Origin of the sequence: Isoptericola sp. NPDC057191, from assembly GCF_042670225.1 — a bacterium.
Taxonomy (GTDB): Bacteria; Actinomycetota; Actinomycetes; order Actinomycetales; family Cellulomonadaceae; genus Isoptericola.
On the sequence record NZ_JBHUWC010000010.1, the window covers coordinates 1 to 21,470 of the forward strand.

The 21,470-nt window shown below is 73.1% G+C and carries 24 protein-coding genes and 1 riboswitch; of the genes, 14 read left to right on the plus strand and 10 right to left on the minus strand.

The window, feature by feature from the left end:
- Window positions 1–113: 113 nt before the first annotated feature.
- The 3 genes from ACFT55_RS03260 to ACFT55_RS03270 all read right to left on the minus strand — a co-directional run bounded on the left by ACFT55_RS03260 (window position 114) and on the right by ACFT55_RS03270 (window position 3,183).
- Window positions 114–845 (minus strand): HlyD family efflux transporter periplasmic adaptor subunit, encoded by a 732-nt coding sequence (locus ACFT55_RS03260; RefSeq protein WP_380241421.1) that lies wholly within the window; start codon window positions 843–845, stop codon window positions 114–116.
- On the minus strand, window positions 842–2,614 hold the full coding sequence (locus ACFT55_RS03265) for a glycosyltransferase family 2 protein (protein ID WP_380241424.1): 1,773 nt from the start codon (window positions 2,612–2,614) through the stop codon (window positions 842–844). The genes ACFT55_RS03260 and ACFT55_RS03265 overlap by 4 nt, the downstream gene beginning before the upstream one ends.
- 353 nt (window positions 2,615–2,967) lie before the next feature.
- Window positions 2,968–3,183, minus strand: coding sequence for a helix-turn-helix domain-containing protein (locus ACFT55_RS03270; RefSeq protein WP_380241426.1), 216 nt, complete (start codon window positions 3,181–3,183; stop codon window positions 2,968–2,970).
- Between the two features lie 316 nt (window positions 3,184–3,499).
- On the opposite strand from ACFT55_RS03270, the gene ACFT55_RS03275 reads away from it, so the two are divergent.
- Both ACFT55_RS03275 and ACFT55_RS03280 read left to right on the plus strand, forming a co-directional pair.
- On the plus strand, window positions 3,500–4,393 hold the full coding sequence (locus ACFT55_RS03275; protein WP_380241428.1) for a hypothetical protein: 894 nt from the start codon (window positions 3,500–3,502) through the stop codon (window positions 4,391–4,393).
- Window positions 4,394–4,403: 10 nt separating this feature from the next.
- On the plus strand, window positions 4,404–4,829 hold the full coding sequence (locus ACFT55_RS03280) for a hypothetical protein (RefSeq protein ID WP_380241430.1): 426 nt from the start codon (window positions 4,404–4,406) through the stop codon (window positions 4,827–4,829).
- Between the two features lie 79 nt (window positions 4,830–4,908).
- On the opposite strand, the gene ACFT55_RS03285 is transcribed toward ACFT55_RS03280, so the two are convergent.
- Window positions 4,909–5,832: an LLM class F420-dependent oxidoreductase gene (locus ACFT55_RS03285; protein WP_380241432.1), complete on the minus strand. Its 924-nt coding sequence runs from the start codon at window positions 5,830–5,832 to the stop codon at window positions 4,909–4,911.
- Window positions 5,833–5,881: 49 nt separating this feature from the next.
- The gene (locus tag ACFT55_RS03290; protein ID WP_380241532.1) at window positions 5,882–6,481 is read right to left on the minus strand and encodes a disulfide bond formation protein DsbA; all 600 of its coding nucleotides are present in this window, start codon (window positions 6,479–6,481) and stop codon (window positions 5,882–5,884) included.
- 139 nt (window positions 6,482–6,620) lie between these two features.
- Here ACFT55_RS03290 and ACFT55_RS03295 point away from each other — a divergent pair, with 139 nt between their 5' ends.
- The 4 genes from ACFT55_RS03295 (at window position 6,621) to ACFT55_RS03310 (ending at window position 9,406) form a co-directional block, all read left to right on the plus strand.
- Window positions 6,621–6,854: a hypothetical protein gene (locus ACFT55_RS03295; protein ID WP_380241434.1), complete on the plus strand. Its 234-nt coding sequence runs from the start codon at window positions 6,621–6,623 to the stop codon at window positions 6,852–6,854.
- Between the two features lie 68 nt (window positions 6,855–6,922).
- Window positions 6,923–7,747 carry a TetR family transcriptional regulator gene (locus ACFT55_RS03300; RefSeq protein ID WP_380241436.1) on the plus strand — a complete coding sequence of 275 codons (825 nt, stop codon included), beginning with the start codon at window positions 6,923–6,925 and terminating at the stop codon, window positions 7,745–7,747.
- Window positions 7,748–7,823: 76 nt separating this feature from the next.
- A riboswitch (FMN riboswitch) is annotated at window positions 7,824–7,955 on the plus strand.
- Window positions 7,956–8,080: 125 nt separating this feature from the next.
- Window positions 8,081–8,794, plus strand: a complete 714-nt coding sequence (gene pnuC, locus ACFT55_RS03305; protein WP_380241438.1) for a nicotinamide riboside transporter PnuC — start codon at window positions 8,081–8,083, stop codon at window positions 8,792–8,794.
- 99 nt (window positions 8,795–8,893) lie between these two features.
- Window positions 8,894–9,406: a histidine phosphatase family protein gene (locus tag ACFT55_RS03310; protein ID WP_380241440.1), complete on the plus strand. Its 513-nt coding sequence runs from the start codon at window positions 8,894–8,896 to the stop codon at window positions 9,404–9,406.
- A gap of 60 nt (window positions 9,407–9,466) precedes the next feature.
- Here ACFT55_RS03310 and ACFT55_RS03315 read toward each other — a convergent pair whose 3' ends face one another.
- Both ACFT55_RS03315 and ACFT55_RS03320 read right to left on the minus strand, forming a co-directional pair.
- Window positions 9,467–9,883, minus strand: a complete 417-nt coding sequence (locus tag ACFT55_RS03315) for a hypothetical protein (RefSeq protein ID WP_380241442.1) — start codon at window positions 9,881–9,883, stop codon at window positions 9,467–9,469.
- 266 nt (window positions 9,884–10,149) lie between these two features.
- The gene (locus ACFT55_RS03320) at window positions 10,150–11,394 is read right to left on the minus strand and encodes an acyl-CoA dehydrogenase family protein (protein WP_380241444.1); all 1,245 of its coding nucleotides are present in this window, start codon (window positions 11,392–11,394) and stop codon (window positions 10,150–10,152) included.
- A 172-nt stretch (window positions 11,395–11,566) separates the two neighbouring features.
- Here ACFT55_RS03320 and ACFT55_RS03325 point away from each other — a divergent pair, with 172 nt between their 5' ends.
- On the plus strand, window positions 11,567–12,049 hold the full coding sequence (locus tag ACFT55_RS03325; RefSeq protein WP_380241445.1) for an NUDIX domain-containing protein: 483 nt from the start codon (window positions 11,567–11,569) through the stop codon (window positions 12,047–12,049).
- Window positions 12,050–12,180: 131 nt separating this feature from the next.
- On the opposite strand, the gene ACFT55_RS03330 is transcribed toward ACFT55_RS03325, so the two are convergent.
- Window positions 12,181–13,527, minus strand: coding sequence for an Nramp family divalent metal transporter (locus ACFT55_RS03330; protein ID WP_380241447.1), 1,347 nt, complete (start codon window positions 13,525–13,527; stop codon window positions 12,181–12,183).
- Between the two features lie 117 nt (window positions 13,528–13,644).
- Between ACFT55_RS03330 and ACFT55_RS03335 the strand changes: the two genes are divergently transcribed.
- The 4 genes from ACFT55_RS03335 to ACFT55_RS03350 all read left to right on the plus strand — a co-directional run bounded on the left by ACFT55_RS03335 (window position 13,645) and on the right by ACFT55_RS03350 (window position 18,418).
- Window positions 13,645–14,940 (plus strand): glycosyltransferase 87 family protein, encoded by a 1,296-nt coding sequence (locus ACFT55_RS03335; RefSeq protein WP_380241451.1) that lies wholly within the window; start codon window positions 13,645–13,647, stop codon window positions 14,938–14,940.
- 132 nt (window positions 14,941–15,072) lie between these two features.
- The gene (locus ACFT55_RS03340; protein ID WP_380241453.1) at window positions 15,073–16,908 is read left to right on the plus strand and encodes a choice-of-anchor I family protein; all 1,836 of its coding nucleotides are present in this window, start codon (window positions 15,073–15,075) and stop codon (window positions 16,906–16,908) included.
- Window positions 16,909–16,956: 48 nt separating this feature from the next.
- Entirely contained in the window at window positions 16,957–17,628 is a 672-nt protein-coding gene (locus ACFT55_RS03345; RefSeq protein ID WP_380241455.1) for an ANTAR domain-containing protein, read from the plus strand.
- Between the two features lie 82 nt (window positions 17,629–17,710).
- Entirely contained in the window at window positions 17,711–18,418 is a 708-nt protein-coding gene (locus tag ACFT55_RS03350; RefSeq protein WP_380241457.1) for a GAF and ANTAR domain-containing protein, read from the plus strand.
- 12 nt (window positions 18,419–18,430) lie between these two features.
- Here ACFT55_RS03350 and ACFT55_RS03355 read toward each other — a convergent pair whose 3' ends face one another.
- Window positions 18,431–18,988: a PAS and ANTAR domain-containing protein gene (locus ACFT55_RS03355; RefSeq protein WP_380241459.1), complete on the minus strand. Its 558-nt coding sequence runs from the start codon at window positions 18,986–18,988 to the stop codon at window positions 18,431–18,433.
- Window positions 18,989–19,168: 180 nt separating this feature from the next.
- Here ACFT55_RS03355 and ACFT55_RS03360 point away from each other — a divergent pair, with 180 nt between their 5' ends.
- Together ACFT55_RS03360 and ACFT55_RS03365 are read left to right on the plus strand one after the other, a co-directional pair.
- Window positions 19,169–19,675, plus strand: a complete 507-nt coding sequence (locus tag ACFT55_RS03360) for a hypothetical protein (RefSeq protein WP_380241461.1) — start codon at window positions 19,169–19,171, stop codon at window positions 19,673–19,675.
- A gap of 50 nt (window positions 19,676–19,725) precedes the next feature.
- On the plus strand, window positions 19,726–20,256 hold the full coding sequence (locus tag ACFT55_RS03365; RefSeq protein WP_380241463.1) for a toxin: 531 nt from the start codon (window positions 19,726–19,728) through the stop codon (window positions 20,254–20,256).
- Window positions 20,257–20,270: 14 nt separating this feature from the next.
- On the opposite strand, the gene ACFT55_RS03370 is transcribed toward ACFT55_RS03365, so the two are convergent.
- Window positions 20,271–20,618 (minus strand): hypothetical protein, encoded by a 348-nt coding sequence (locus tag ACFT55_RS03370; RefSeq protein WP_380241465.1) that lies wholly within the window; start codon window positions 20,616–20,618, stop codon window positions 20,271–20,273.
- Between the two features lie 206 nt (window positions 20,619–20,824).
- Between ACFT55_RS03370 and ACFT55_RS03375 the strand changes: the two genes are divergently transcribed.
- Window positions 20,825–21,469: a hypothetical protein gene (locus ACFT55_RS03375; RefSeq protein ID WP_380241467.1), complete on the plus strand. Its 645-nt coding sequence runs from the start codon at window positions 20,825–20,827 to the stop codon at window positions 21,467–21,469.
- The last annotated feature ends 1 nt before the right edge of the window (window position 21,470 follow it).

Sequence of the window (21,470 nt, forward strand, 5' to 3'; positions counted from 1 at the left end):
GGTGGCCGGCGGTGCCGCGGGCGCCGCTCCGCCGAGCAGGCCGCAGCCGCCGTGCAGCAGCGCGGCGGCCGCCACCCCCGCGGTGCCGGCAGCCGCCGGCGTGCCGCGGGCCGTCACAGCCCCACCTTGCGCAGGAACTCGTCGAACGCCGCGTCGACGCCCGCGAGCGCACCCTCGTCGTGCAGCTCGATGACGGCGGTGACGGGCGTGCCGGACATGACGAGGCCGTTCTCCGCGCCCCGGACCAGACCGTCGCTGCGCACCTCGACCGTCGCCTCCGCCTGGTTCCGGGTGTTGCGGACCGCGACCGCGGACACCGTCCCCTCGAGCTCGGCCTGGTCGGGCAGCACGACCGTGACGGGCGCGCCGTCCCGGACGCGGGCGAAGTCGGCGGGGTCGAGCACCAGCCGGGCGTCGACGAAAAGCGAGCCGCGACGCTCCACCGAGGCCAGGACCTCCCCCGCCTGGGCGAAGCCGCCGAGCCCGACTGCGACGTCCGTGACGGTCCCGTCGGCGGGCGCGACGACGGTCATCCTGCCGTCGTCGGTGACCTCGTAGGCGGAGGCCTCCTTGCCGACGAGTCCGACGGCCAGGTCGTGCTGGAGGGTGAGGCTGCGCAGCACCAGCAGCGGGTCGCCGGCGTGCACCTCGTCCCCGGGCTCCACGAAGGACCGGGTGACGGTCCCCGCGTAGTCCGTGCCGACGTCGAGGGTCTCGGCGGCGATCGTCGCGGTCGACGATGTGGCCTGGCCCTCCCGCCGGTTCAGCACCAGCGTGAGCGCCGCGCACAGCAGCACCACCCCGAGCAGGCCCCCGACGAGACGCAGGCGGTTGGTCCAGGTCATGCGGCACCTCCGGTGGCCGGGACGAGCGCGGGAACGAGGCCGGGCGTCGTCGTCCCGGGGGTCGTCTCGGGGGGCGCCGCGGCGTGCCGGGCGGCCACCGCCCCGCGGCGCGCCTGACGAGCCTCGCGGCCCGCCGTGACGACGAACGCGCCGAGGATGAGCGTGTTGGTGACGTTCCACGCGAGCGCGAGGCTCGGCCACGGGTCGCCCCACTCCTTCCACACCCCTACCGCCGAGGTGATGAGCAGGAAGGCGAAGAACAGCACCTGCGGCACCATGAAGTTGAACGGCGACTCGGCCCGCCCGGCCCGGCCCGTGACGTGCCAGGCCTGCTCCTTGCCCGTCAGCGCGTTCCACAGGGCCTTGGTGTAGATCGGGAAGGACACCGACGCGAGCATCAGCACCTCCCAGCGGAACGAGCCGAGCGTGAAGAACGCGATCGCGATCTGCATGGCGTAGAAGCCGGCGTAGTACAGCAGCCACGTGCCCCACGAGATCGTCAGGTCCATCGGCGTGAGGTCCAGGTAGATCTGCAGCGGCGGCACGAGGAGCAGCACGAGCGGCGCGATGCCGGTCAGGTAGTGGGTCGCGGTCACCGTGTACTGCAGGCGCTGGTCCAGGGTGAGCCGCCGCCGGGGGCTGAGCGGGTTGTGCTGCAGCATGATCTCGAACCCGCCCGTGGCCCACCGCAGCTGCTGCTTCGTGTACGCCTCGACGGTCTCCGGGGTGTCACCCAGCGCGAGCACGGTCGGGATGTAGACCGTCCGCCAGCCGCGCTCGTGCAGGAGCAAGGACGTCCACACGTCCTCGGACTTCGAGTCCGTGTACATCCCGCCGACGTCGTCGATCGCCGCCCGCCGGAAGATCACGTTGGTGCCGACGCAGAACGCCGCGTTGAACCGGTTCCGGCCGGGCTGGACGAACCGGTAGAACACCGCCTGCATGTATCCCGCCCCGCGGGAGACGAGGTTGTCGAGGTTGCCGTACGTCTGCGGCGTCTGCACGAACGCGACGTCGTCCTCGGCGAAGAACGGCACGGTCTCGACGAGCAGGTCCGGCCGCGGCACGAAGTCCGCGTCGAGGATGACGAAGTACTCGCCCTTGGCGATCGTGAGCGCGTGGTTGACGTTCCCGGCCTTCGCGCCGTGGCTCGACAGCCGCCGCACGTAGCGCGCGCCGAGCGTGGCGGTCAGGTCGCGCACCGCGTCGGACCTGCCGTCGTCGAGCACCCAGGTGCGGTGCGCGCCCCGCATCGCGACCGCGGCGCGCACCGTGCGCGCGATCGTGTCGAGGCTCTCGCCGTAAGTCGTGATGAAGACGTCCACCGTGACCGGCCGGTCGTGCAGGTACAGCCTCCAGCGGCTCGGGTCGTCCTCCGCCTCGTCCCGGACGATCTCGGGCAGGTCGAACAGGCGGTCCTGGGCGTGGTGGAACGCGAAGCCGCGCGGGTCGTAGCCGCTCGACAGGACGGTCCACATCGCGAGGAGGGCCTGGGCCACGAGGACCGTCTCCGCGGTGATGACCATGACGTACGGCAGCGCGTCGCCACGGTTGGCCGGGTTGAGCAGGAACACCGCGTAGGCGACGACGCCGAGCGTCGCGAGCATCATGATCAGGCCGAGCGACGGGGACCGTGCGGCGGCGTTCTCGTCGCGCGGCGGGGCGGTCGGACGCCGTTCCTCGGTGGGCCCGGTGGGCCGTGGTCGGGACCGGACGTGCTGGGTCCGGCGGGGGGTGACGACGAGACGGTCGAACTCGGAGACGGACATGACGTGTCCTCCGGGCGCAGCAGCGACGGCCCGTGCCGGGCCGTTCGGTCGACCGGGCGCCCGCGTCCTGGTGCGCGACGGCGTGGGGCCGCGCGCCCGGGACCGCCCGGTGTGATCGACCTCGTCGTCGGATGCGTCGTCATGACGTCGTGACGGTGCTGCCCCCTGAGACGGCACGAGGTGCCCCGCTCGAGAGCGGGCCACCTCGTCGTCCGATCGTCAATATAGTCACGGCGCCGAGGCGTGTCACGGGTTGTCGGCGGGCGCGTCCAGCGGCTGAGACCATGGCCTCGGCAGACTGTTGCCGCAGGTCACAGCATCGCGCCACGCTCGGCCAGCCCGGCAAGGCTGGGTCAGTCGCTGGCCGCCGCGGCGCGCTCCTCGACCCTGCGCCAGAACTCGACCATCGTGAGCCCGAGGGCGTCCACGGTCCTGATGAGGACCGGGGTCGGCACCTCGCGGCGGCCGCGCACGTAGCGCGTCATGGACTCCTCGGAGACGCCCACCGCCGCGGCAAGCTGGGCGTTCGTCAGCCCGGACGCCGCGCGCTCAGCGATGAGCGTCTTCACCAGCGCATCTTGCGTCTGTTGCAAATCCACGGGGCCACCTTGCCAGCCTCCGGGCATCCTCTGGTGCGCCACGGCCCGGCAGGTGGGCGACGGCCGAGCTGTTGTCTCGAGCGTGCATTGACGCTATGGCCGGACTACCGTCCGCATGGGAGGCCAACCAGCCATCCCGTCAGATCGGAGGGAACGGGAGAATCGAATGAGAGATCACCTGCCCTGGGGCGTCACCGCACTGACCGCTCTCGGAACCGCGCTGGTTCTGGCCGGCGCGACAACGGTCACCGCCACCCCGGCAATCACAGAGACGCCTCCGACCGGCGTGCCCCCTGCGTCGGCGCCGACCGTCGCGACCACCGGCTACGACGCTGTCATCGACGGCACCCCGCCCGCGGAGGACCCTGACACCATCGGGTTCGCGGTCACGGGCGACACCACGATCGAGGACGTCGTCGACAGCATCGTGAAGCAGGAGGGGAAGCGGGCAGCCGCCGCCTTCTTCGACGAAGCGGCGGACCAGGGCCTCGCGTTCCCGGGCCTGAGCGCGGTGGACAGTACCGACCAGCTCGACGCCATCGCGGACTCCCTGACCAGCGACACCCCGCTCGACTCGGACGTCGCCGACCGGATCGTCGGCCCCGGTTCGGCACCCGTCGACGAGTTCGCGCCCGCGGAGCAGCCGACGGCCGTGGCCGCGACGTTCACCGACGCGCCGTCGTTCCAGTCGGACCCGTACACCTCGGGCGCCGCTACCACCATGGCGATCGGGCCCGGTGTGAAGACGAACCACGCCACCTCGAACGGGTACGCGTGGCTGATGAGGGACTACCTCGCGTACTACACCTGCAAGATCGGGGGCATCCTGTTCTGCACGATGCAGGACCGGATCGACTTCCGGTTCACGATCAACCCGGCAACGAGGACCACCAAGGTGGACGAGAACTTCAGGCGGGTGGGCAACCGGAAGATGAGCCGATACGTCACGGTGAAGGCTCAGGCCTACGCTGTTTCGAAGTTCCGCGGCACCGACTACGACGAGTGGCGCACCCCGGGCGACGCGATCCAGTGGGTCCGCACCTCCAGCAGCATGGGAGGGAAGAAGGTCAAGTTCAAGATGACCTTCACCGGCCTCACGCCTAGCGGCACGATCACCGGCAGCGGGTGGACCAACTACACCAAGCCGTGCAGCAAGAAGAACTGTCGCTGGCCCTCCTAGGATCAAAGCCATGACCCGTGAGGACGACCTGCGTGCCTGGGCGCGCTCCGCCGATATTGAACAGCGGTTCGCGGCCGCAGACGCCGATGACCTTCCTGTCGCGGTCATGCGCGAACTCCTGCACGACCCCGACCCGGAGGGACAAGTAGTGATGTCGCTACTCGCGAACTACGCCGTCCCGCGCGAGGTGCTCGACGAGGCGCGAAATTTGCCCTTGAGCAGCGCGCGCATGGGGCAGATCGCCAACCATCCGAACGCGCCGTTCGACCTCGCCGAAGCGCAACCGCTGTGGAAGCACACCTACCTGTCCATCACCTCATACTGCGAGGGGAAGGGGCTCGGGGAGGACGTACGCGACCGCATCGCGGAGGTGTGGGCCGACCTCGTGCCCGGACAGGGCGGCACCCTCGCGGAGGCGGTCGCCGCCGCGCGCTGACGACACACGCGCGCGCCCCGCCCCCGCCGTTGCAGGGGACGGGGCACGCCCGGCCGGGGCTCGGTGGTCGGTGCTCGGGTCAGAGCTGTGTCGCGACCTCGCGGGCCACCAGGTCCAGGTGGTCGAGGTCGTGCAGGTCCAGCACCTGCAGGTACACCCGCTGGACGCCCTGGTCGCGCAGCGTCCCGAGCCGGTCGACGGCTTCCGCGACCGTGCCGGCGACGCCGTGCTCGCGCAGCTCGGCCGGCTCGCGCCCGATCGCCGCGGCACGACGCGCGAACTCTGCCTCGTCCTGGCCCACCGCCAGCACGAGCGCCACGGACTGCACGATCGAGTCGGGGGTCCGGCCTGCCTCCGCCAGGGCGTCGTCGATCACCGTGATGCGCGTCGCCACGGTGTCGAGCTCGGGGAACGCCTGGTTGTACTCGTCGCCGAACCGTGCCGCGAGCGCCGGCGTCCGGCGGGGACCGCCGCCGCCCACGATGACGGGGATCTTCGCCTGCGCCGGCTTGGGGAGCGCCGGGGAGTCGGTGAGCGTGTAGTGCTCGCCCTCGAAGGAGTACGAGCCGCCCACGGGCGTGCCCCACAGCCCGGTGAGGATCTCCAGCTGCTCCTCCAGCAGGCCGAACCGCTTCGCGGGGAAGGGGATGCCGTACGCCTCGTGCTCGCGGGCGAACCAGCCTGCGCCCAGGCCGAGCTCGACGCGGCCGCCGGACATCTGGTCCACCTGCGCGACCTGGATCGCCAGCACCCCCGGGTGCCGGAACGTCGCGGAGGTGACGAGGGTGCCCAGCCGCACGGTGGACGTGTCGCGGGCGAGGCCGGCGAGCGTCGTCCAGGCGTCGGTCGGGCCGGGCAGGCCGTCGCCGCCCATCGTCAGGTAGTGGTCGGAGCGGAAGAACGCGCTGAAGCCGAGGGTCTCGGTCGCCTGGGCGACGGCGAGCAGGTCGTCGTAGGACGCGCCCTGCTGGGGCTCGGTGAAGACACGCAGGTCGAGGGTCACGGGTTCGCCTCTCGGGTGGAGCGGTGGACGGCGGGGATGGCGCGGCGGGTCAGTCGAAGGTCGGCGAAGAGGTGCGCGAGCGCTTGAGCTCGAAGAAGTCGGGGAACGACGCGAGCGCGACCGCTCCGTCGAAGATCCGCACCGCGTCCTCGCCGCGGGGCACGCGCGTCAGCACGGGGCCGAAGAACGCGACGCCGTCGACGTGGATGGTCGGCGTGCCGACCTCCTCCCCCACGGGCTTCATGCCCTCCTCGTGCGAGACGGCGAGGTCGGCGTCGTAGTCCTCGGACGTCGCAGCGTCGGCGAGCGCGGCGGGGAGCCCGGCCTCCGCCAGCGCCTCCCGGGCGACCCCGTCGAAGTCCGTGCGCCCGCCGGGGTGGATGCGCGTGCCGGCCGCCGTGTAGAACGCGCTGAACGCCTCCGGGCCGTGGTCCGTCTGGACCGCGGCCGCGACGCGGCCGATGCCGCGCGACGCGTCGATCTTGGCCCGGTAGTCCGCCGGGAGGTCCCGGCCCTCGTTGAGCAGGTACAGGCTCATCAGGCGGAACGTGAGGCGCACGTCGCGGTGCTCGGCCACCTCCAGCGCCCAGCGGGACGTGATCCAGGCGAACGGGCACAGCGGGTCGACGTAGACGTCGACGACCGGCACGGTCGACGGGGCGGACGTGGTCTCGGGCGCGGTCTCGGGGGCCGTGGCGGTCGCGGAAGTCACGCCCGCCACCCTACCCACGCCCGCCCACGCCGCCCCGACACCGCCGCCCGGGCACCTGCAGCGGTAGCCTCCCCCCGTGCGCAACGTGCGGTGGGCCAGCGTCTGGACGGTCTTCGGCGCGTGCGTGGTCGCGGTCGCGATGCTCTCGATCGTCCTGCGCGGGCGGCTGTGGGCGTGGATCCCGTTCTTCCTCGCCGTCGGCGTCGCCGTGCGCGAGATCCGGTACCTGCAGCGCTCCCGCCGTCCTGCCGACGCCCGGTTCGACGAGCCGCGGCGCGACCGGCGGGACGACCGCCGCAAGCACGGCTGACGCCCGCGGGCCCGGGGGCGAGCGGACGTCCGCGGGTGGGGACGCGCCGCCGGAGTAACCTCCGTGACATGACCGCCGTCCGGACGCACACCCACGCCCAGGCCGTCGACGCCGCGATCGACCTCTTCTCCCGGCAGGGCTACGAGCAGACCACCGTCGAGGAGATCGCCGACGCGGCACGCGTCAGCCGTGCCACCTTCTTCCGCCGCTTCCGCTCCAAGGAGGACGTGGTCTTCGCCGACCACGAGCTGCTCCTCGAGGAGGTCGTGGTGATGCTCGCCGAGACGCGGCCCGAGGCCCGCGCGAGCGAGGAGTCCGGCCGCGCGCCCGAGCGGGCGTGGGACCCGGCCACCGACCCGTACCTCGAGGTGTGCCGGGCGGCACGGCTCGTCTTCGACCACCACGTGGGCCAGCGCGAGACGTCGATCGCCCGCCACCAGCTCCTGCAGCAGGTGCCCGCGCTGCGCGACCGCGAGCTCGTCACCACCCACCGCTACGAGCGCGCCTTCACCGCCTACCTGCGTGACACGCTGCCCCCGGACCGTTCCACCACGACGATGTCGATCGCGTTCGCCGCGTCCGTCGTCGCGGTGCACAACGCGATCCTGCGGCGCTGGCTGCGCCACCCCCACCTCGACCTGCGCCCCGAGCTGGAGGAGGCCTTCGCCGACCTGCGGCGCGCGGCGATCGCCCCCTTCCCGCACACGGACGAGCAGCTCGCCGCGGCGAGCGAGGTGCGTGCGGGCGAGACGGCCGACGCCGCCGACGCTGCCGACGCTGCGCCCCGCACGTCCGCGACCGGCTCCGACGGACGGCGCGTCGTCGTCACCGTCCTGGAGCCCGGCGCGGGGCCCGACGACGTGGCCCGCGCCGTCCGCGACGCGCTCTCCTGAACACGCCGGAATGACCCTGTGGCATCCTGCGTTGTGCAGGACGCCGCCGGGACCTCCGGCGGTGGAAGACACGCACGTACGTGCTCCGGGGTCGGTGAAATTCCGAGCCGGCGGTGACAGCCCGCGACCCGGCCTCCTTCGGGAGGCCGGCTGACCTGGTGAGATTCCAGGGCCGACGGTCAAAGTCCGGATGGGAGGAAGCACGTGCGGCACGCGCCCGGCCACGGGTGGGTGCCGCCGGGCGTCGTGTCGTCGGCGACGGCCGTGAGCCGTCCTCGGCGAGCGTCAGCCCTCACCCCGGACGCCCGCACGCTCGGACCGGGAGAGTGAACGATGGACGCGATCGACGCGTTCTTCAACGCCACGCTGACCATCGGCGACCAGCAGATGTCGTGGCGAGAGATCGTCGGCAACCTGTTCGGCCTCGCCTCCGCGCTCGGCGGCATGCGCCGCAAGGTGTGGGCGTGGCCCGTCGGCATCGTCGGCAACCTCGTGCTGTTCACCGTCTTCATGGGCTCGTGGTTCGGCGACTCCAGCCGCGCCGACATGCTCGGCCAGGCGGGCCGCCAGGTGATGTTCCTGATCGTGTCGATCTACGGCTGGGTGCAGTGGCGGCGCACCCAGCGCGCCGACCTCGACGTGCGCGCCGACGGCAAGGTCCCCGCCGAGGGCGGCTCGGCGGTGCACCCGCACTGGGCCTCCTGGCGGGCACGCGTGGGGATCGTCGTCGTCATGGTGGGCGGCACCCTGCTCCTCACGCCGCTGTTCCGCGCGCTCGGCTCCTACGAGCCCGTGTGGTCGGACGCCTGGATCTTCATGGGCTCTCTGGTCGCCACGTACGGCATGGCGAAGGGGTGGGTGGAGTTCTGGCTCGTGTGGGTCGCGGTCGACGTCGTCGGCGTGCCGCTGCTCTGGTCGGCGCAGTACTACGCGACCGCGCTGATGTACGTGTTCTACGGCGCGTTCACGCTGACCGGGTTCTTCGTCTGGTGGCGCGTGCACCGTCGCGAGCAGGCCCAGGCCACCGCGGCCGCCGTCGCGCCCTGACCATGATCGGAGCGGCAGTTCGTGTTCCGGGCGGCAGTTCGAACTGCCGCGCTGTGACCGAACTGCCGCTCTGACGCCGTCGGACGCGATACTGCGCGGGTGCGGATCACCCTGCTCCGGCACGCCGAGCCGGAAGTCACCGCGGACGCCCTTCCGGAGGCGTGGCCGCTGACGTGCGCTGGTCGCGAGGCGGCACGCCGCCTCCGGCTCCCGCAGGACGCCCGCGTCGTCGCGAGCCCCGAGCGCAAGGCGGTCGAGACCCTCGCCCTGGCCCTCGGCGTCGCCGACGTCCCCGTCGACCCGCGGTTCGCCGAGGTGCGGCGCCCGGCCGAGCCGGTCGCTCCAGGCTTCCGGACGGTGCGCCAGGCCTGGGTCCAAGGCGCGCACGACGGGCGTCACGACGGCTGGGAGACCACGGCCGAGGCGGCACGGCGGTTCGACGACGGCGTCCGCGACCGGGCGGGCGGGCACGACCTGGTGGTCGCGACGCACGGCATGGTGCTGACCGCCTGGCTCGTGTCGGTGGGCCAGGTGGCGGCGGGCGCTCCGGCTGCCGCGTTCTGGGACGCCCTCGCGCTCCCGGACGTCGTCACGGTCGACCTCGGACCCTGACCTCAGCTGCGCGAGGCGCTGGACATGTCTGCGTATTGAGCCGACGGATGTCGGCCCTGCTCAGCAGCGTGCGGCGCCGGCCGGAGAGCGCTCCCCGCGGATCGCAGCGGCTTGACCGACAACCGCGGCCACCTCCTGGGTGACCGGCCCGGCGACGTCGGCGCTCCGACCTGAGGGCACTGCTGACGCAGGCAGAGTCCGGGTCATCGTTGCGGGGTGGTTCGCGAAGGGTTCAGCGCCCGTCACAGACCCGGCGGCGACGTATGTGGCGCGCACGGTCCCGACGGCCACGACCGCCGCCACGACCGCGATCGCGATGGCCGCTATCGCAGCCGACGTGCGGCGCCGGCGGTCCCCCCTGAGCGCTATAACTCCAGCGGCGAGGATGACGACGAGTCCCGCAAACCAGAACGCGGCCGCGCTGGCGTGGAATGCAGGGACGAAGGCCAGGCTCACCGTCGCCACGGCGAGCAGCATGAGTGCAACTGTCGTCCTGCGTTGCCGGAGATTTGCGCCGGGTCGAGTTGTCTTCATCGTCAACTCTCTTCTCGAAAGGGGAATCCGTGCGGCCTGGCTCACCTCTCGTGGTCCTGCTGTCCAATCGGCTCAGAAGCAACTGAAACACATGCATAAAGCGCTCTATCGCGGCTAGCGCTCGTCGACGTGAGGACGCCTGGCGTGTGCACGACGACGGGGACCCGCGCGGTTGCGCAGGTCCCCGTCGTGGTGCCGGTCGGGTCAGGTCAGGCGAAGGCCGAGACCCCGGTGATGTCGCGGCCGACGATGAGCGCCTGCATCGACTCGGTGCCCTCGTAGGTGTGCAGCGCCTCGAGGTCGGCGAAGTGCCGGGCGACGCGGTTGCCGAGCAGGATGCCGTTGCCGCCGAGCATGTCGCGCGCGATGGAGGCGACCTCGCGCGCCTGCCGCGTCGTCGTGTACTTGGCGAGGGAGGCCTGCTCGCCGGTGAGGGTGCCGGCGTCCGCGAGACGGGTGATCTGCGCGACCAGCAGCTGCATCTGCGTCACGAGCGACAGCATGCGGGTCAGCCGCTCCTGCACCATCTGGTTCTTGGCCAGGGGGCGGCCGAACTGGATGCGCTGCGTGGAGTAGGCGGCTGCGGCCTCGTAGCAGGCGACGGCGTGCCCGACGGCGGACCAGGCGACGGCGAGGCGGGTCGCGAAGAGGACGGCTGCGGTCGCCTTGAACGACGTCGCGCCGGGGAGGGCGGCGTCTGCGGGGACGAACACATCGTCGAGCACGATGTGCGCCTGCCAGATGGCGCGCAGCGACACCTTGCCCTCGATGGTGGTGGCGGTGTACCCGGGGGCGTCCTGCGGCACGATGAAGCCGTGCACCTGGTTGTCGCCGTCGTCCCCGACGAGCCGGGCCCAGACGACGGTGATGTCGCCGCAGGAGCCGAAGCCGATCCACTTCTTCTCGCCGTCCAGGACGTAGCCCTCGACGCCGTCGCGGGTCTCCTTGCGGGCCGTGGTCTCCAGCGAGACCGAGTCGGAGCCGTGGGTGGGCTCCGTGAGCGCGAACGCGCCGAGGATCTCTCCGCGCGCCATCGGCCCCGCGTACCGCTCGACCTGCTCGGGCGAGCCGTGCATGACGATCGAGCGCAGCGCGAGGCCGCCCTGGACGCCGCAGATCGTGGCGACGGAGCCGTCGCCGCGGGACATCTCCATGCTGGCGAGGCCCTCGGCCATGAACGACACGGAGGGGCGGCCGGGCACGTCGACGCCGTCGCGCAGGAAGTCGCGCTCGGCGAGCTTCTTCACGAGGTCGAACGGCACCTCGGCGCGCTCCCAGTAGCCGTCGATGACGGGCAGCACCTCGTCCTGGACGAACTCGCGGACGGCGAGCTGGTGGGCACGCTCCTCGGGCTTGACGTCGGCGAACGCGCCCACGTAGTCGAGGTCCAGCGGCTGCGAGACGTCGTAGTCGGGGGCGGTCACGCCGGGCATGACGGGGGCGGTGCGGGTCATCGACGACCTCTCTCTGCGCGGGGGTCCGTCGTTCCGGGCCCGGGAGAAGGACGACCGGCGCCGCCAAGGCTGGTGGATTGGCGCCGCCGGTCTCCCCCCATCGTGACCCGCGACGGCGTCTCACGTCAAGCGATACTCGGTCTCAGCCTGTCCGGGCGAGGATGCTGAGGGCATGGCGACGACCAGCGCGGGCCTCCTGCTCTACCGGACCACGTCCGACGGAGGGCTCGAGGTGCTGCTCGGGCACATGGGCGGGCCGTTCTGGGCGCGCAAGGACGAGGGCGCGTGGACGGTCCTCAAGGGCGAGCTCGAGCCGGACGAGGAGCCGCACGCCGCCGCCCTGCGCGAGGCGGCCGAGGAGCTCGGCCTGCCGCTCCCCCCGCCGTCGACCCCTGACGTCGACCTCGGGGAGGTGCGCCAGAAGTCCGGCAAGCGCGTCCTCGCGTGGGCGCGCGAGTGGCCCCCGCCCGGGCCGGACCTGGACCAGGTGCGCAGCAACACCGTCGAGATCGAGTGGCCGCCGCGGTCGGGCCGTCGTATCGAGGTGCCGGAGATCGACCGCGTCGCCTGGTTCGGGCCGGACGACGCGCGGCGCCTGGTCGTCAGCGCCCAGGCCGCGCTCGTCGACCGGCTGCAGTCCGCGCTGGAGGGCTGACCACCTCGGCACGGCCCGCACTACCTCGGCACGGTGTGGACTACCTCGGCACGGTGTGGACTACCTCGGCAGGGCTCGCACTACCTCGGCACGGCCCCAACTACCTCGGCAGGGTGGGGACTCCCTCGGCGTCAGGTGGTGAACGTGAGCCAGAGGAGGGCGACGTTGAGCGCGACGATGACGGCCGCGACCGTCCAGGCGGCGGCCTGGGTGGCGACGCCGTTGCGGAACCCGCCGAGCAGGCCGGCGTCGCGGGTGATGCGCACCAGCGGGACCATCGCGAACGGGATGCCGAAGCTCAGCACCACCTGGCTCACCACCAGCAGCCACGTGGGCGAGACTCCCGTCGCGAGCAGGATGATCGCGGGCACCAGGGTGACCAGTCGCCGGGCCAGCAGCGAGACGCGCACCCGCAGCAGGCCGGCCATGATCTCGGCGCCGGCGTACGCCCCGACCGAGGTCGACGCGAGCCCGGACGCGAGCAGCCCCACCCCGAAGAGCACGGCGACGGTCGGGCCGAGCGAGGCCTCGATGGCGGCGTGCGCACCTTCGATGGAGTCGGTGCCGGCACGCCCCGGCAGGTTCGCTGCGGCGAGCAGCAGCATCGCGATGTTCACGCCTCCCGCCAGCACCAGCGCCGCGACGACGTCCCACCGGGTCGCCGTGAGCAGGCGGCGCACGGTCGCCGTCGAGGGCGGGCCGGGCTCGACGGCGTCCCCGTCCGCCGCACCGGCGGCGAGCAGGTGCTGCTGCCGCACGCGCGCGTCGTGCCGCACCCGGTCGCGCGCGAGCGAGGAGTGCAGGTAGATCGCGTGCGGCATCACCGTGGCGCCAAGCATGGAGGCGGCCAGCAGCACCGACTCGGGGCCGTCGAGCCGGGGCACGAGCCCGCCGAGCAGCGCGCCCAGGTCGGGCGGGGCGAAGAAGAGGCCCGCGCAGAACCCGACCGTCAGCACCACGAGCATCGACGTCACGACCGACTCGAAGACGCGCTGGCCGCGCCGCTGCTGCACCGAGAGCACCACCATCGACACGACGCCGGTGATGAGGCCCCCGAGCACCAGCGGCACGCCGAACAGCAGGTGCAGGGCGATGGCGCCGCCGATCACCTCGGCGACGTCGGTGGCCATGGCGACGACCTCCGCCTGCAGCCAATAGGCCACGCGCCCGCGGCGCGAGAGTCGTTCCCCGAGCACCTCGGGCAGCGACCGGCCGGTGACCACGCCCAGCTTGGCGGACAGGTACTGCACCAGCACCGCCATGACGTTCGCGACGACGAGCACCCACACGAGCAGGTACCCGAACCGGGCGCCGGCCGTGAGATTGGCCGCGACGTTCCCCGGGTCCACGTACGCGATGGCGGCGACGAACGCCGGGCCGAGCAGGGCCACCAGCCGCGCGGGACGCACGCCACGGCCCGCACGCCCGGGCGGTGCCGGGACGACGGCGGGGGCGGGCTCGACGGGCGGTCGGGTCACGAGGTCCTCCGGTCAGCAGGTTTCGGGTGTCCGAAACTCTAGACGTCCATCACCGTATCTCGCATCCTCCTCGCCGTTCCGGGGCACCGCCGAGGAGGGTCTGTCACCATGTCGCTCGTGCCACCCACGACGACCGCCTCTGCCCGCCGCGCCCCGGGTCCGCTCGGCGCCGCGCTGCGGTCCCGGTGGCTGCTGGCGCTCGGCTTCGTCGCCGTGCACGTGTGGGTGGTGCACCAGGCGATCCGCTGGGGAAACACGATCTACGGCGACGTCACCCTCTACGAGTGGTGGGCCCGTCACGGCCTCACCACGGGGCAGTGGCCCGTGCTCGACTACGACTGGGTGTACCCCGTCGGCGCGCTCGTCCCCGTCACCCTGCCCGCCCTCGTCTCGGGCGGCCTGCTGGGGTACGAGATCGTCTGGACCGCGATGGTCGTCGTGCTCGACGCCGTCGCCACCGTCGTGCTCGTGCGCGCCGCCCCGCGCGGCGTGCTCGGTGCCTGGTGGTGGCTCGCCTTCCTCGTCGCGCTCGGCCCCATCTTCGTCGGCCGGCTCGACGGCGTCGTCGCGCCGCTCATCCTGATCGCCCTGGTGATCGCCTCCCGGCGTCCCGCGCTCGCTGCCGCCGTCGCCACCGCCGGGGCCTGGATCAAGATCGCACCGGGCGCCGTCGTCGTGGCCCTCGCCGCCACCCGCGCACGATGGCGCGACCTGTGGCGGCAGGTCGTCGTGCCGGGCGCGGTCGTCAGCGCCGTCGTCGTCGGCCTCGCCCTCGCCGGGGGCGCCGGGCAGCGCGCGTTCTCCGTCTTCGGCCAGCAGGAGGCCCGCACCCTGCAGGCCGAGTCGGTGTTCGCCACCTGGTTCAGCGTGGCGCGGCTGTGGGACCCGTCGGTGACGATCGAGTACAACGACGTCATCTACACGTACGAGGTGCAGGGCCAGGCCGCGCAGCACGTGGCCGAGCTGCTGGACGTGCTGCTCCCCGTCGCCGTGCTGCTGCTCGCCGCCCTCACCTGGTGGACGGCGCACCGGCGCCCCGACCACGCCGGCGACATCCTGCTGCTCAGCACCGCAGCCCTGCTGCTCTCGCTCATCGTGTTCAACAAGGTCGGCTCGCCCCAGTTCGTGGCCTGGGTCGGCCCGCCGCTGGCCGCCGCCATCGCCCTCGCCGGCCCGGGCACGCGCCGCATGTGGGCGCCGCCGGCCGTCGGGGCGCTGCTCGCCGCGCTCGGCACGCAGATCGTGTACCCCGTGGCGTACGGGGAGTTCCTCGCAGGAGAGCCCGGCATGATCACCGTCGAGGGGCTGCGCAACCTGACGCTCGTCGTGCTGCTCGCGGGCGCCGTGTGGCGGATCGTGCAGCTCGGCCGCGACGGCGTGCGCGAGCCCGTGCGCGCCGACCCGGCCGCCTGACACCCACACCGCCAGGCGTTCACCGGCAGTCCGGCGCCCGTTCACTCCCGGCTCCCCCGGCGGTCATCCGCCCTCCCTACCGTCACCCCGACGGCGCGCCGCTGCGCGCCCCCGGCCGCCACGGAGGACCTCTTGCGCACCGCCCGCACCCCGCGACCCGCTGCCCCCCACCCCGCACCCGAGCCCGCCCGTCGTCGAGCCGTCGTCGGCACCTGCGCGACGGCGCTCGCCGTCGCGCTGACCGTGCCGGTCGCGCTGACCGCGTCGGCGCACCGTGACGCCCAGCCCGGCGCCGGCGTGGTCGCGCAGCCCGTGGTGCAGTCCGCCGACGGCGCCCGGGTCGCGCTCTCGCCGCTCGGCTCGTACGCCACGGGCGTCTTCGACCAGTCGGCGGCGGAGATCGTCGCCTACCACGCGCGCTCGCAGCGCCTCTTCTCGGTGAACGCGCAGGCCGGCGAGGTCACGGTGCTCGACGTCGCGACGCCGTCCGCCCCGCGCAAGCTCTTCGCCCTCGAGACCACCGGCGTGCGCGCCGCGGACGGCTCCACGGTGCCCGACGGCGCGGTCGCGAACTCCGTCGCCGTCCGCCCGGACGGGCTCGGCGTGGTCGCCGTCGAGTCGCCCGACAAGGTGTCCGACGGCTGGCTCGTGCTGTTCGACGCCGCCGGGAACGGTCAGGCGCTCGGCGCCTGGCGCGTGGGCGCGCTGCCCGACATGGTGACGGTCACGCCCGACGGCCGCAGCGCCGTCGTCGCGAACGAGGGCGAGCCCGCCGACGACTTCAGCGTGGACCCCGAGGGGTCCGTGTCCGTGGTCGCGCTGCCCGACCGTCTCCCCGGGAAGAAGCGGACGCCGGCCGTCCGGCAGTCCGCGGTGCGGACGGCCACCTTCCACGCGTTCGAGGGCGCCGCGCTGCCCGACGGCGTGCGCGTGTTCGGGCCCGACGTCGCCGGTCCGAACGGCTCGCTCGACCACCGCGTGTCGCGCAACCTGGAGCCCGAGTACGTCACGGTGTCGAAGGACTCCCGCACCGCGTACGTCGCACTGCAGGAGGCGAACGCCGTCGCCGAGGTCGACCTGCGCGCCGCCCGCACCACCGACCTGTGGTCGCTCGGCAGCAAGGACCACTCCGTGCCCGGCCAGGGCATCGACCCGTCCGACAAGGACGGGGTCGCCGCCGTCCGCGAGGTCCCGGTCCGGGGGCTGTACATGCCCGACGGGATCGCGTCGTACACGTCGCGCGGGCGGACCTACCTCGTCACCGCGAACGAGGGCGACGCCCGGGAGTGGGGCGACTACGCCGAGCCCGCGCGCGTCAAGGACCTCGGCAAGGGCGGGCTGGCGCCGGTCTGCGCCGGCTCCCCCGCCTCCGGGCTGCGCGGCGACGCGGACCTCGGGCGGCTGAACGTCACCACGGCGTCCGGCCTGCGTGCCGACGGGTCGTGCTACGAGCAGCTCTACGCCTTCGGCGGCCGGTCGTTCTCCGTGTGGACCACCGACGGCGACCTCGTGTTCGACTCGGGCGACACGTTCGAGCAGGTGACCGCCCAGGCCCTCGGCGACGCGTTCAACACCAACCACAGCGCGACGTCGTTCGACGGCCGCAGCGACGACAAGGGCCCGGAGCCGGAGAACGTCACGATCGGCGAGGTCGGCGGCCGCACCTACGCCTTCGTGGGGCTGGAGCGTGCCGGCGGGGTCATGGTCTACGACATCACCCGACCCGAGCGGTCCGAGTTCGTCACCTACGTCTCGAACCGCGACTACTCCGTGTCGGTCGAGGACGCGATCGACGACGGCGCCGACCCGGCCGCCGCACTGTCGGACGCCGGTGACCTCGGACCGGAGGGCCTGACGTTCGTCGCGGCGGCCGACTCCCCGACGCACCGCCCGCTGCTCGCCGTCGCGAACGAGGTCTCCGGCACGACCACCCTCTTCCAGGTCGACCGGCTCACCGGCCGCCGCTGAGCCCCGCCCGGCCGCGTCCTGCGGCGGGAGCGCGAGTACCGTGACCTCATGACGCTCTCTCGGTACCTCGACGAGTGCGCCGTCCGCGCCGCGAGCTCGCTCGACCACGGTGTGGAGGCGAGCGTGAGCCTGCGTGAGCACGGCATCTCGCTGAAGGCCGGGAGCAGCACTCCGGGGGCCGGGCGCTGCGACCAGGCCGAGGCCAGGGCCGACACCGGCCCCTGCATCGACGCGATGCGCCGCAAGACGGTGCTCACGACCGCGATCGCCGACGTCGTGCCCGGGTGGGACGCCTGGCGGGACGCGGCCGCGCACGAGGGGTTCGTCCAGGCCCTCGCCGTGCCGGCCGAGGTGGGACCCGGCGTGGCGGTCGCGATCAACGTGTACAGCCGTCACGCCGGGGACTGGCCGGCCGGGCTCGTGGACGCCGCCGTGGGCCACGCCGCCCTGACGGCCGACGCCGTGCGTCTCCAGCTCCAGTTCGCGGACCTGGGGGACGCCGTCGCCGGCCTGTACCGCACCATGTCGGACCGGGCGGCGGTGCAGCAGGCGGTCGGCGCCATCATGGCGTCCAACGACTGCCCGGAGGACGAGGCCCGGCGCACCCTGCAGGCCGCCGCCGACCGGCGAGGGCTCAGCGAGCGGGACGTCGCCGAGCTCATCGTGCGGACGCTCGTCCTCGGCGACGCGGGCGACACGATCGGTGGTCTGGACCGCTGAGGTTGCCGATCCGGGCACGGCGCCGTGTCGTGCATCGCGTATCGGTGGAAAACTGGCCGGACGCGACAGGACGGAGCGATCGGTGAACACCTCCGAGGTGCTAGGCCTGCTCGCCCGGACCCTGGCAGGCCTCGACGCCAAGTCGTCGGTCGCCGCACGGATGTGCCGCGCCTGCGCCACGATCCTCGGCGCGCAGGGCGGGAGCCTGACGCTCTCGACCACTCAGGGCGAGCGGATGACGGTGACCAGCACCGATGCGACGGCGGCGGGCATCGAGAGCATCCAGGACGTGCTCGGCGAGGGGCCCGGCCGTCGTGCGCTCGACGACGACCGGATCGTCTCCGCCTCCCTCGACGGTGTGCCCGACGACGACCCGTTCCCCGTGTTCTCCCAGCTCGCCGCGAACTCCGGCGCGCACGGGACCTGGTACGCCGTCCCGATGCGGGTCGGTGGCCAGCCGGTGGGCGTGCTGGGCCTCGTCGTCGCGCCCGGGGAGGTGCTGGGGCGGGACCTGGAGGACGCCCAGTTCCTCGCGGACGCGGCCGGGACCGCGCTCCTCGGCGAGATCGACCAGATCGGCTGGACCGCCCGGGCACGGGTGGACCAGGCGACGGGCATGGTGTCCGCGCAACTCCGGCTGCGCCCGGCCGACGCCCTGGCCGTGCTGCGCGCGCACGCGTTCGGGCGCGGCAGCACGCTGGACGAGGTCGCCGAGGACGTCGTGGCGCGGCGGCTCAGCTTCGCGGACGACGCCGGCGCCGTCGAGCCACGGCGGTTCGAGGACGGCTGAGCCGCCCGCCCGTCACGCGGGCGGGCCGCCGAGGAGGCGGGCGGCCGTCGCCTTCCGGTCGATCTCCGGCCGGTGGGCCAGGTCGACGATCTGCCTCGCCAGGTCGCGCACCGCCACGTTGTGGTCGTTCGACGCCTTGCGCATGAGCTCGAAGGCCGGGTCGGTCCCCATGTCGTACAGGACGGCGAGCACGCCCTTCGCCTGCTCGATCACGCCGCGGGTCTCTGCCGCGGCGCGGATGTCCGCGAGCGCGCTCTCGCGCACCCGCTCGGCGACGGCGGACGTGAGGTCCACGAAGTAGCCGACCAGCGCGAGGGGGTCGGAGTCCGAGGTGGCCTTGCGGGGCCGCCCCACGACGGTGACGGTGCGCTCGCGCTCGGTGGCGGTGAGGATCCGGTGCACGCTCGAGAACGGCTTCCCGGCGCGCCCGGCGCGCGACAGCGTCTCGCGGACGGTCTCGCGGTCGTCAGGGTGGGTGTGGGTGAGCACGAGCCCGGTGGTGGGAACGACCTCGTGCGGCTTGAAACCGTGCAGGTCGTACATCTCGTCCGACCACGTCCAGCGGTCCACGGCAGGCTCAAGTCGAAAGCGGCCTACCAGACGGGTCGGCCGGAGCGCCGACGGTTCGTCGACCTCTGGGGCGTCTGCGGACACGGTCGCCTCCGGCAGTTGGAGCAGACCAGCCACTTCTTGACCGGCGCCCACGACAATAGCAAGCACACCGCAGACGTCGACCGCTAGGTTGAGCGGATGTCGAGGCCGACGCCGCCCTCCTCCCCTGTCCTCCTGCGTGCCGTCCCGGGTGTCCTGCTGGCCGTCGCGCTGGTGAGCGTCTCCTCCGGCTGCGGGGTGGTCGACGCGCTCGGGCCGACGGCGTACTGCCGCCCGAACGACCCGGTCGTGACCCCGACGAGCGTCGTGCCGGGCGACGAGCTGGTCATCCAGATCGACGGGGTGGGCCGGCACGAGGAGTGCTCGTCGGACCTGCCCCACGGGGCCCGGTACGGGATCTCGATCCGTTCGCGCGTGGACGGGACGGGCAACAGCGACGACGGCAGCCACTACTACTCGGCCGACCTCGACATCCTCGACCCGGACGACGACGGCGCGGCGCACAGCACCGTGCGCGTCCCGGACGACATGCCGCCCGGGCCCGCGGAGATCTCCGTCGACCTGGAGGGTGCGTCGACCCTGTGCGAGATCGACCCCGCGATGTCGTGCGGCCCGGACCCCTTCGCCCTCATCGAGGTCGGCTGACGCCCCGGGACCGCCACGGCCGGTGACGGCGTCGCTGCTAGGTTGCCCCGGTGCGCAGGGTGTCGGTGGTCGGGGCAGCGGGGTCGGGCAAGTCGACGTTCACCCGGCACCTGGCGACGCACCTCGGAGTGCGGCCGGTCGAGCTGGACGCCCTGTTCTGGGGTCCGGACTGGACGCCGCGGCCGCGGGACGAGTTCCTGGCGGACGCGCGCGCCGAGCTCGCCGGCGACGCCTGGGTGATCGACGGCAACTACTCCGGCCTCCAGGGCGAGATCTGGGCGCGCGCCGACACCGTCGTCTGGCTGGACCTGCCGCGGCCGGTCGTCATCTCGCAGGTGTACCGGCGCACGCTGGCCCGTGTCCTGGACCGGACGGAGCTCTGGCCTGGCACCGGCAACCGGCAGCGGTGGCGCGACGTCCTGCTCCCCTGGGAGAAGGACTCCATCGTCCGGTGGTCGTGGGACCAGCTGCAGCGGCATCCCGAGCGCTACGGCTCCGCGATGGCCGACCCCGCCCATGCGCACCTGGCGTTCCACCGCCTGCGGTCGCGCCGGGAGGTCGCCGCTTTCCTCGCTCGCTGACCCGCGGGGGCCGGTCAGAACGGCGCGAGCGCCTCGAGCAGGACGACGGCGGCCATCGCGCCGATCGACAAGGACACCACGATCGCGGGCGCCTTGCGCCGTCTGCGGAGTGCGCCGACCTCCGCGCCGGCCACCCCGACGAACAACGCCGCCGTCGCCAGGTGCCACACGACCCCGCCCACCGTCGGGGCGTCGACGACGCGCTGGACGTGCCGCCACCACGCGCCGAGGAAGAGCCCCGCGACGCCCGCCTGGATCAGCGCGAGGCCCGCGACCGCCGCCACCCGCAGCAGGCGCTCGGTGGGGTCGTCCGCGCTCGTGCCCGCGAGCTCGTGGCCGTCCGTCACGTGGCGCGTTCCCATCGTCGGTGTCTCCTGGGTCGTCGTGCGGCGCCGACGTACCGGCGCTCGGCCGCCAGTGTCCGGCGGGCCCGCCGGGGAAGTAAACCAGCAGGGGGCGCTGTCCACCGAGCCCGCCCACGACCAGTCGCACACCGCCACAAAGTTCGCCCGCCGCGTCGCACGGCCGGGGCGTTGCGCCGGGCATCTTTGCCGCTACTGTCTGCCTCGTGAGCGACGACGTGGTCGAGTTGAAGGTCCGGGTCCGACGCCGGAGCGCGAGGATCGCGGCCGTGGCCCTGGCGGCGCTGGTCCTCCTCGTCGGGTGGTGGTTCGTCTCCGCGAGCGCCACCGTGGTGACGGGCTCGGCGTCGTCGACCGGCGCGGGGCACACCGACCAGTGCGCCTACCCGGACGACGACATCTGGGCGGTGTTCGCGAAGGACGAGACGCCCGTCGTCGTGCAGACCGTCCGTAACGACGGCCGCTGGCCCGTCGAGGTGATCAGCACCCGCCCGGAGGCGTACCGCTTCGGCCCGCTGGCGGCCGACCGCCGGGACGACGCCACGTTCCCCGACCCGGCGCTCGGCCCTCCCGCGGACGGCGAGACGTCGGACCGGGTGACCATCCCGCCGGGCCGCGAGGTCCCGATGTGGGTCATCGACCCGTTGCGTCCCACGGACCCGCTCCAGGGCAGCGCCGCGCAGGTCGGCTTCAACGCGCGGGACGGTGTGGAGAGCGCGCCGGTGCGGGTCCGGTCGCTCGGCCTCCTGCACGACGCCGACATCCCGCTCTACTCCACCCTCTGGCAGAGCGACCTCACCACCGACTCCCCAGACTTCCAGGACGAGCTCGCACAGCTCTGCGACGCCTGAC

Bases quoted from the DNA above. Each gene is read 5' to 3' on its own strand.
- ACFT55_RS03325 (WP_380241445.1), top strand. From the start codon at position 11,567: ATGGCGACGACCAGCGCGGGCCTCCTGCTCTACCGGACCACGTCCGAC.
- ACFT55_RS03320 (WP_380241444.1), bottom strand. From the start codon at position 11,394: ATGACCCGCACCGCCCCCGTCATGCCCGGCGTGACCGCCCCCGACTAC.
- ACFT55_RS03260 (WP_380241421.1), bottom strand. From the start codon at position 845: ATGACCTGGACCAACCGCCTGCGTCTCGTCGGGGGCCTGCTCGGGGTG.
- ACFT55_RS03315 (WP_380241442.1), bottom strand. From the start codon at position 9,883: ATGCTGCTCGCCGTGGCGACGGTGAGCCTGGCCTTCGTCCCTGCATTC.
- ACFT55_RS03280 (WP_380241430.1), top strand. From the start codon at position 4,404: ATGACCCGTGAGGACGACCTGCGTGCCTGGGCGCGCTCCGCCGATATT.
- ACFT55_RS03265 (WP_380241424.1), bottom strand. From the start codon at position 2,614: ATGTCCGTCTCCGAGTTCGACCGTCTCGTCGTCACCCCCCGCCGGACC.
- ACFT55_RS03300 (WP_380241436.1), top strand. From the start codon at position 6,923: ATGACCGCCGTCCGGACGCACACCCACGCCCAGGCCGTCGACGCCGCG.
- pnuC (WP_380241438.1), top strand. From the start codon at position 8,081: ATGGACGCGATCGACGCGTTCTTCAACGCCACGCTGACCATCGGCGAC.
- ACFT55_RS03345 (WP_380241455.1), top strand. From the start codon at position 16,957: ATGACGCTCTCTCGGTACCTCGACGAGTGCGCCGTCCGCGCCGCGAGC.
- ACFT55_RS03370 (WP_380241465.1), bottom strand. From the start codon at position 20,618: ATGGGAACGCGCCACGTGACGGACGGCCACGAGCTCGCGGGCACGAGC.
- ACFT55_RS03360 (WP_380241461.1), top strand. From the start codon at position 19,169: ATGTCGAGGCCGACGCCGCCCTCCTCCCCTGTCCTCCTGCGTGCCGTC.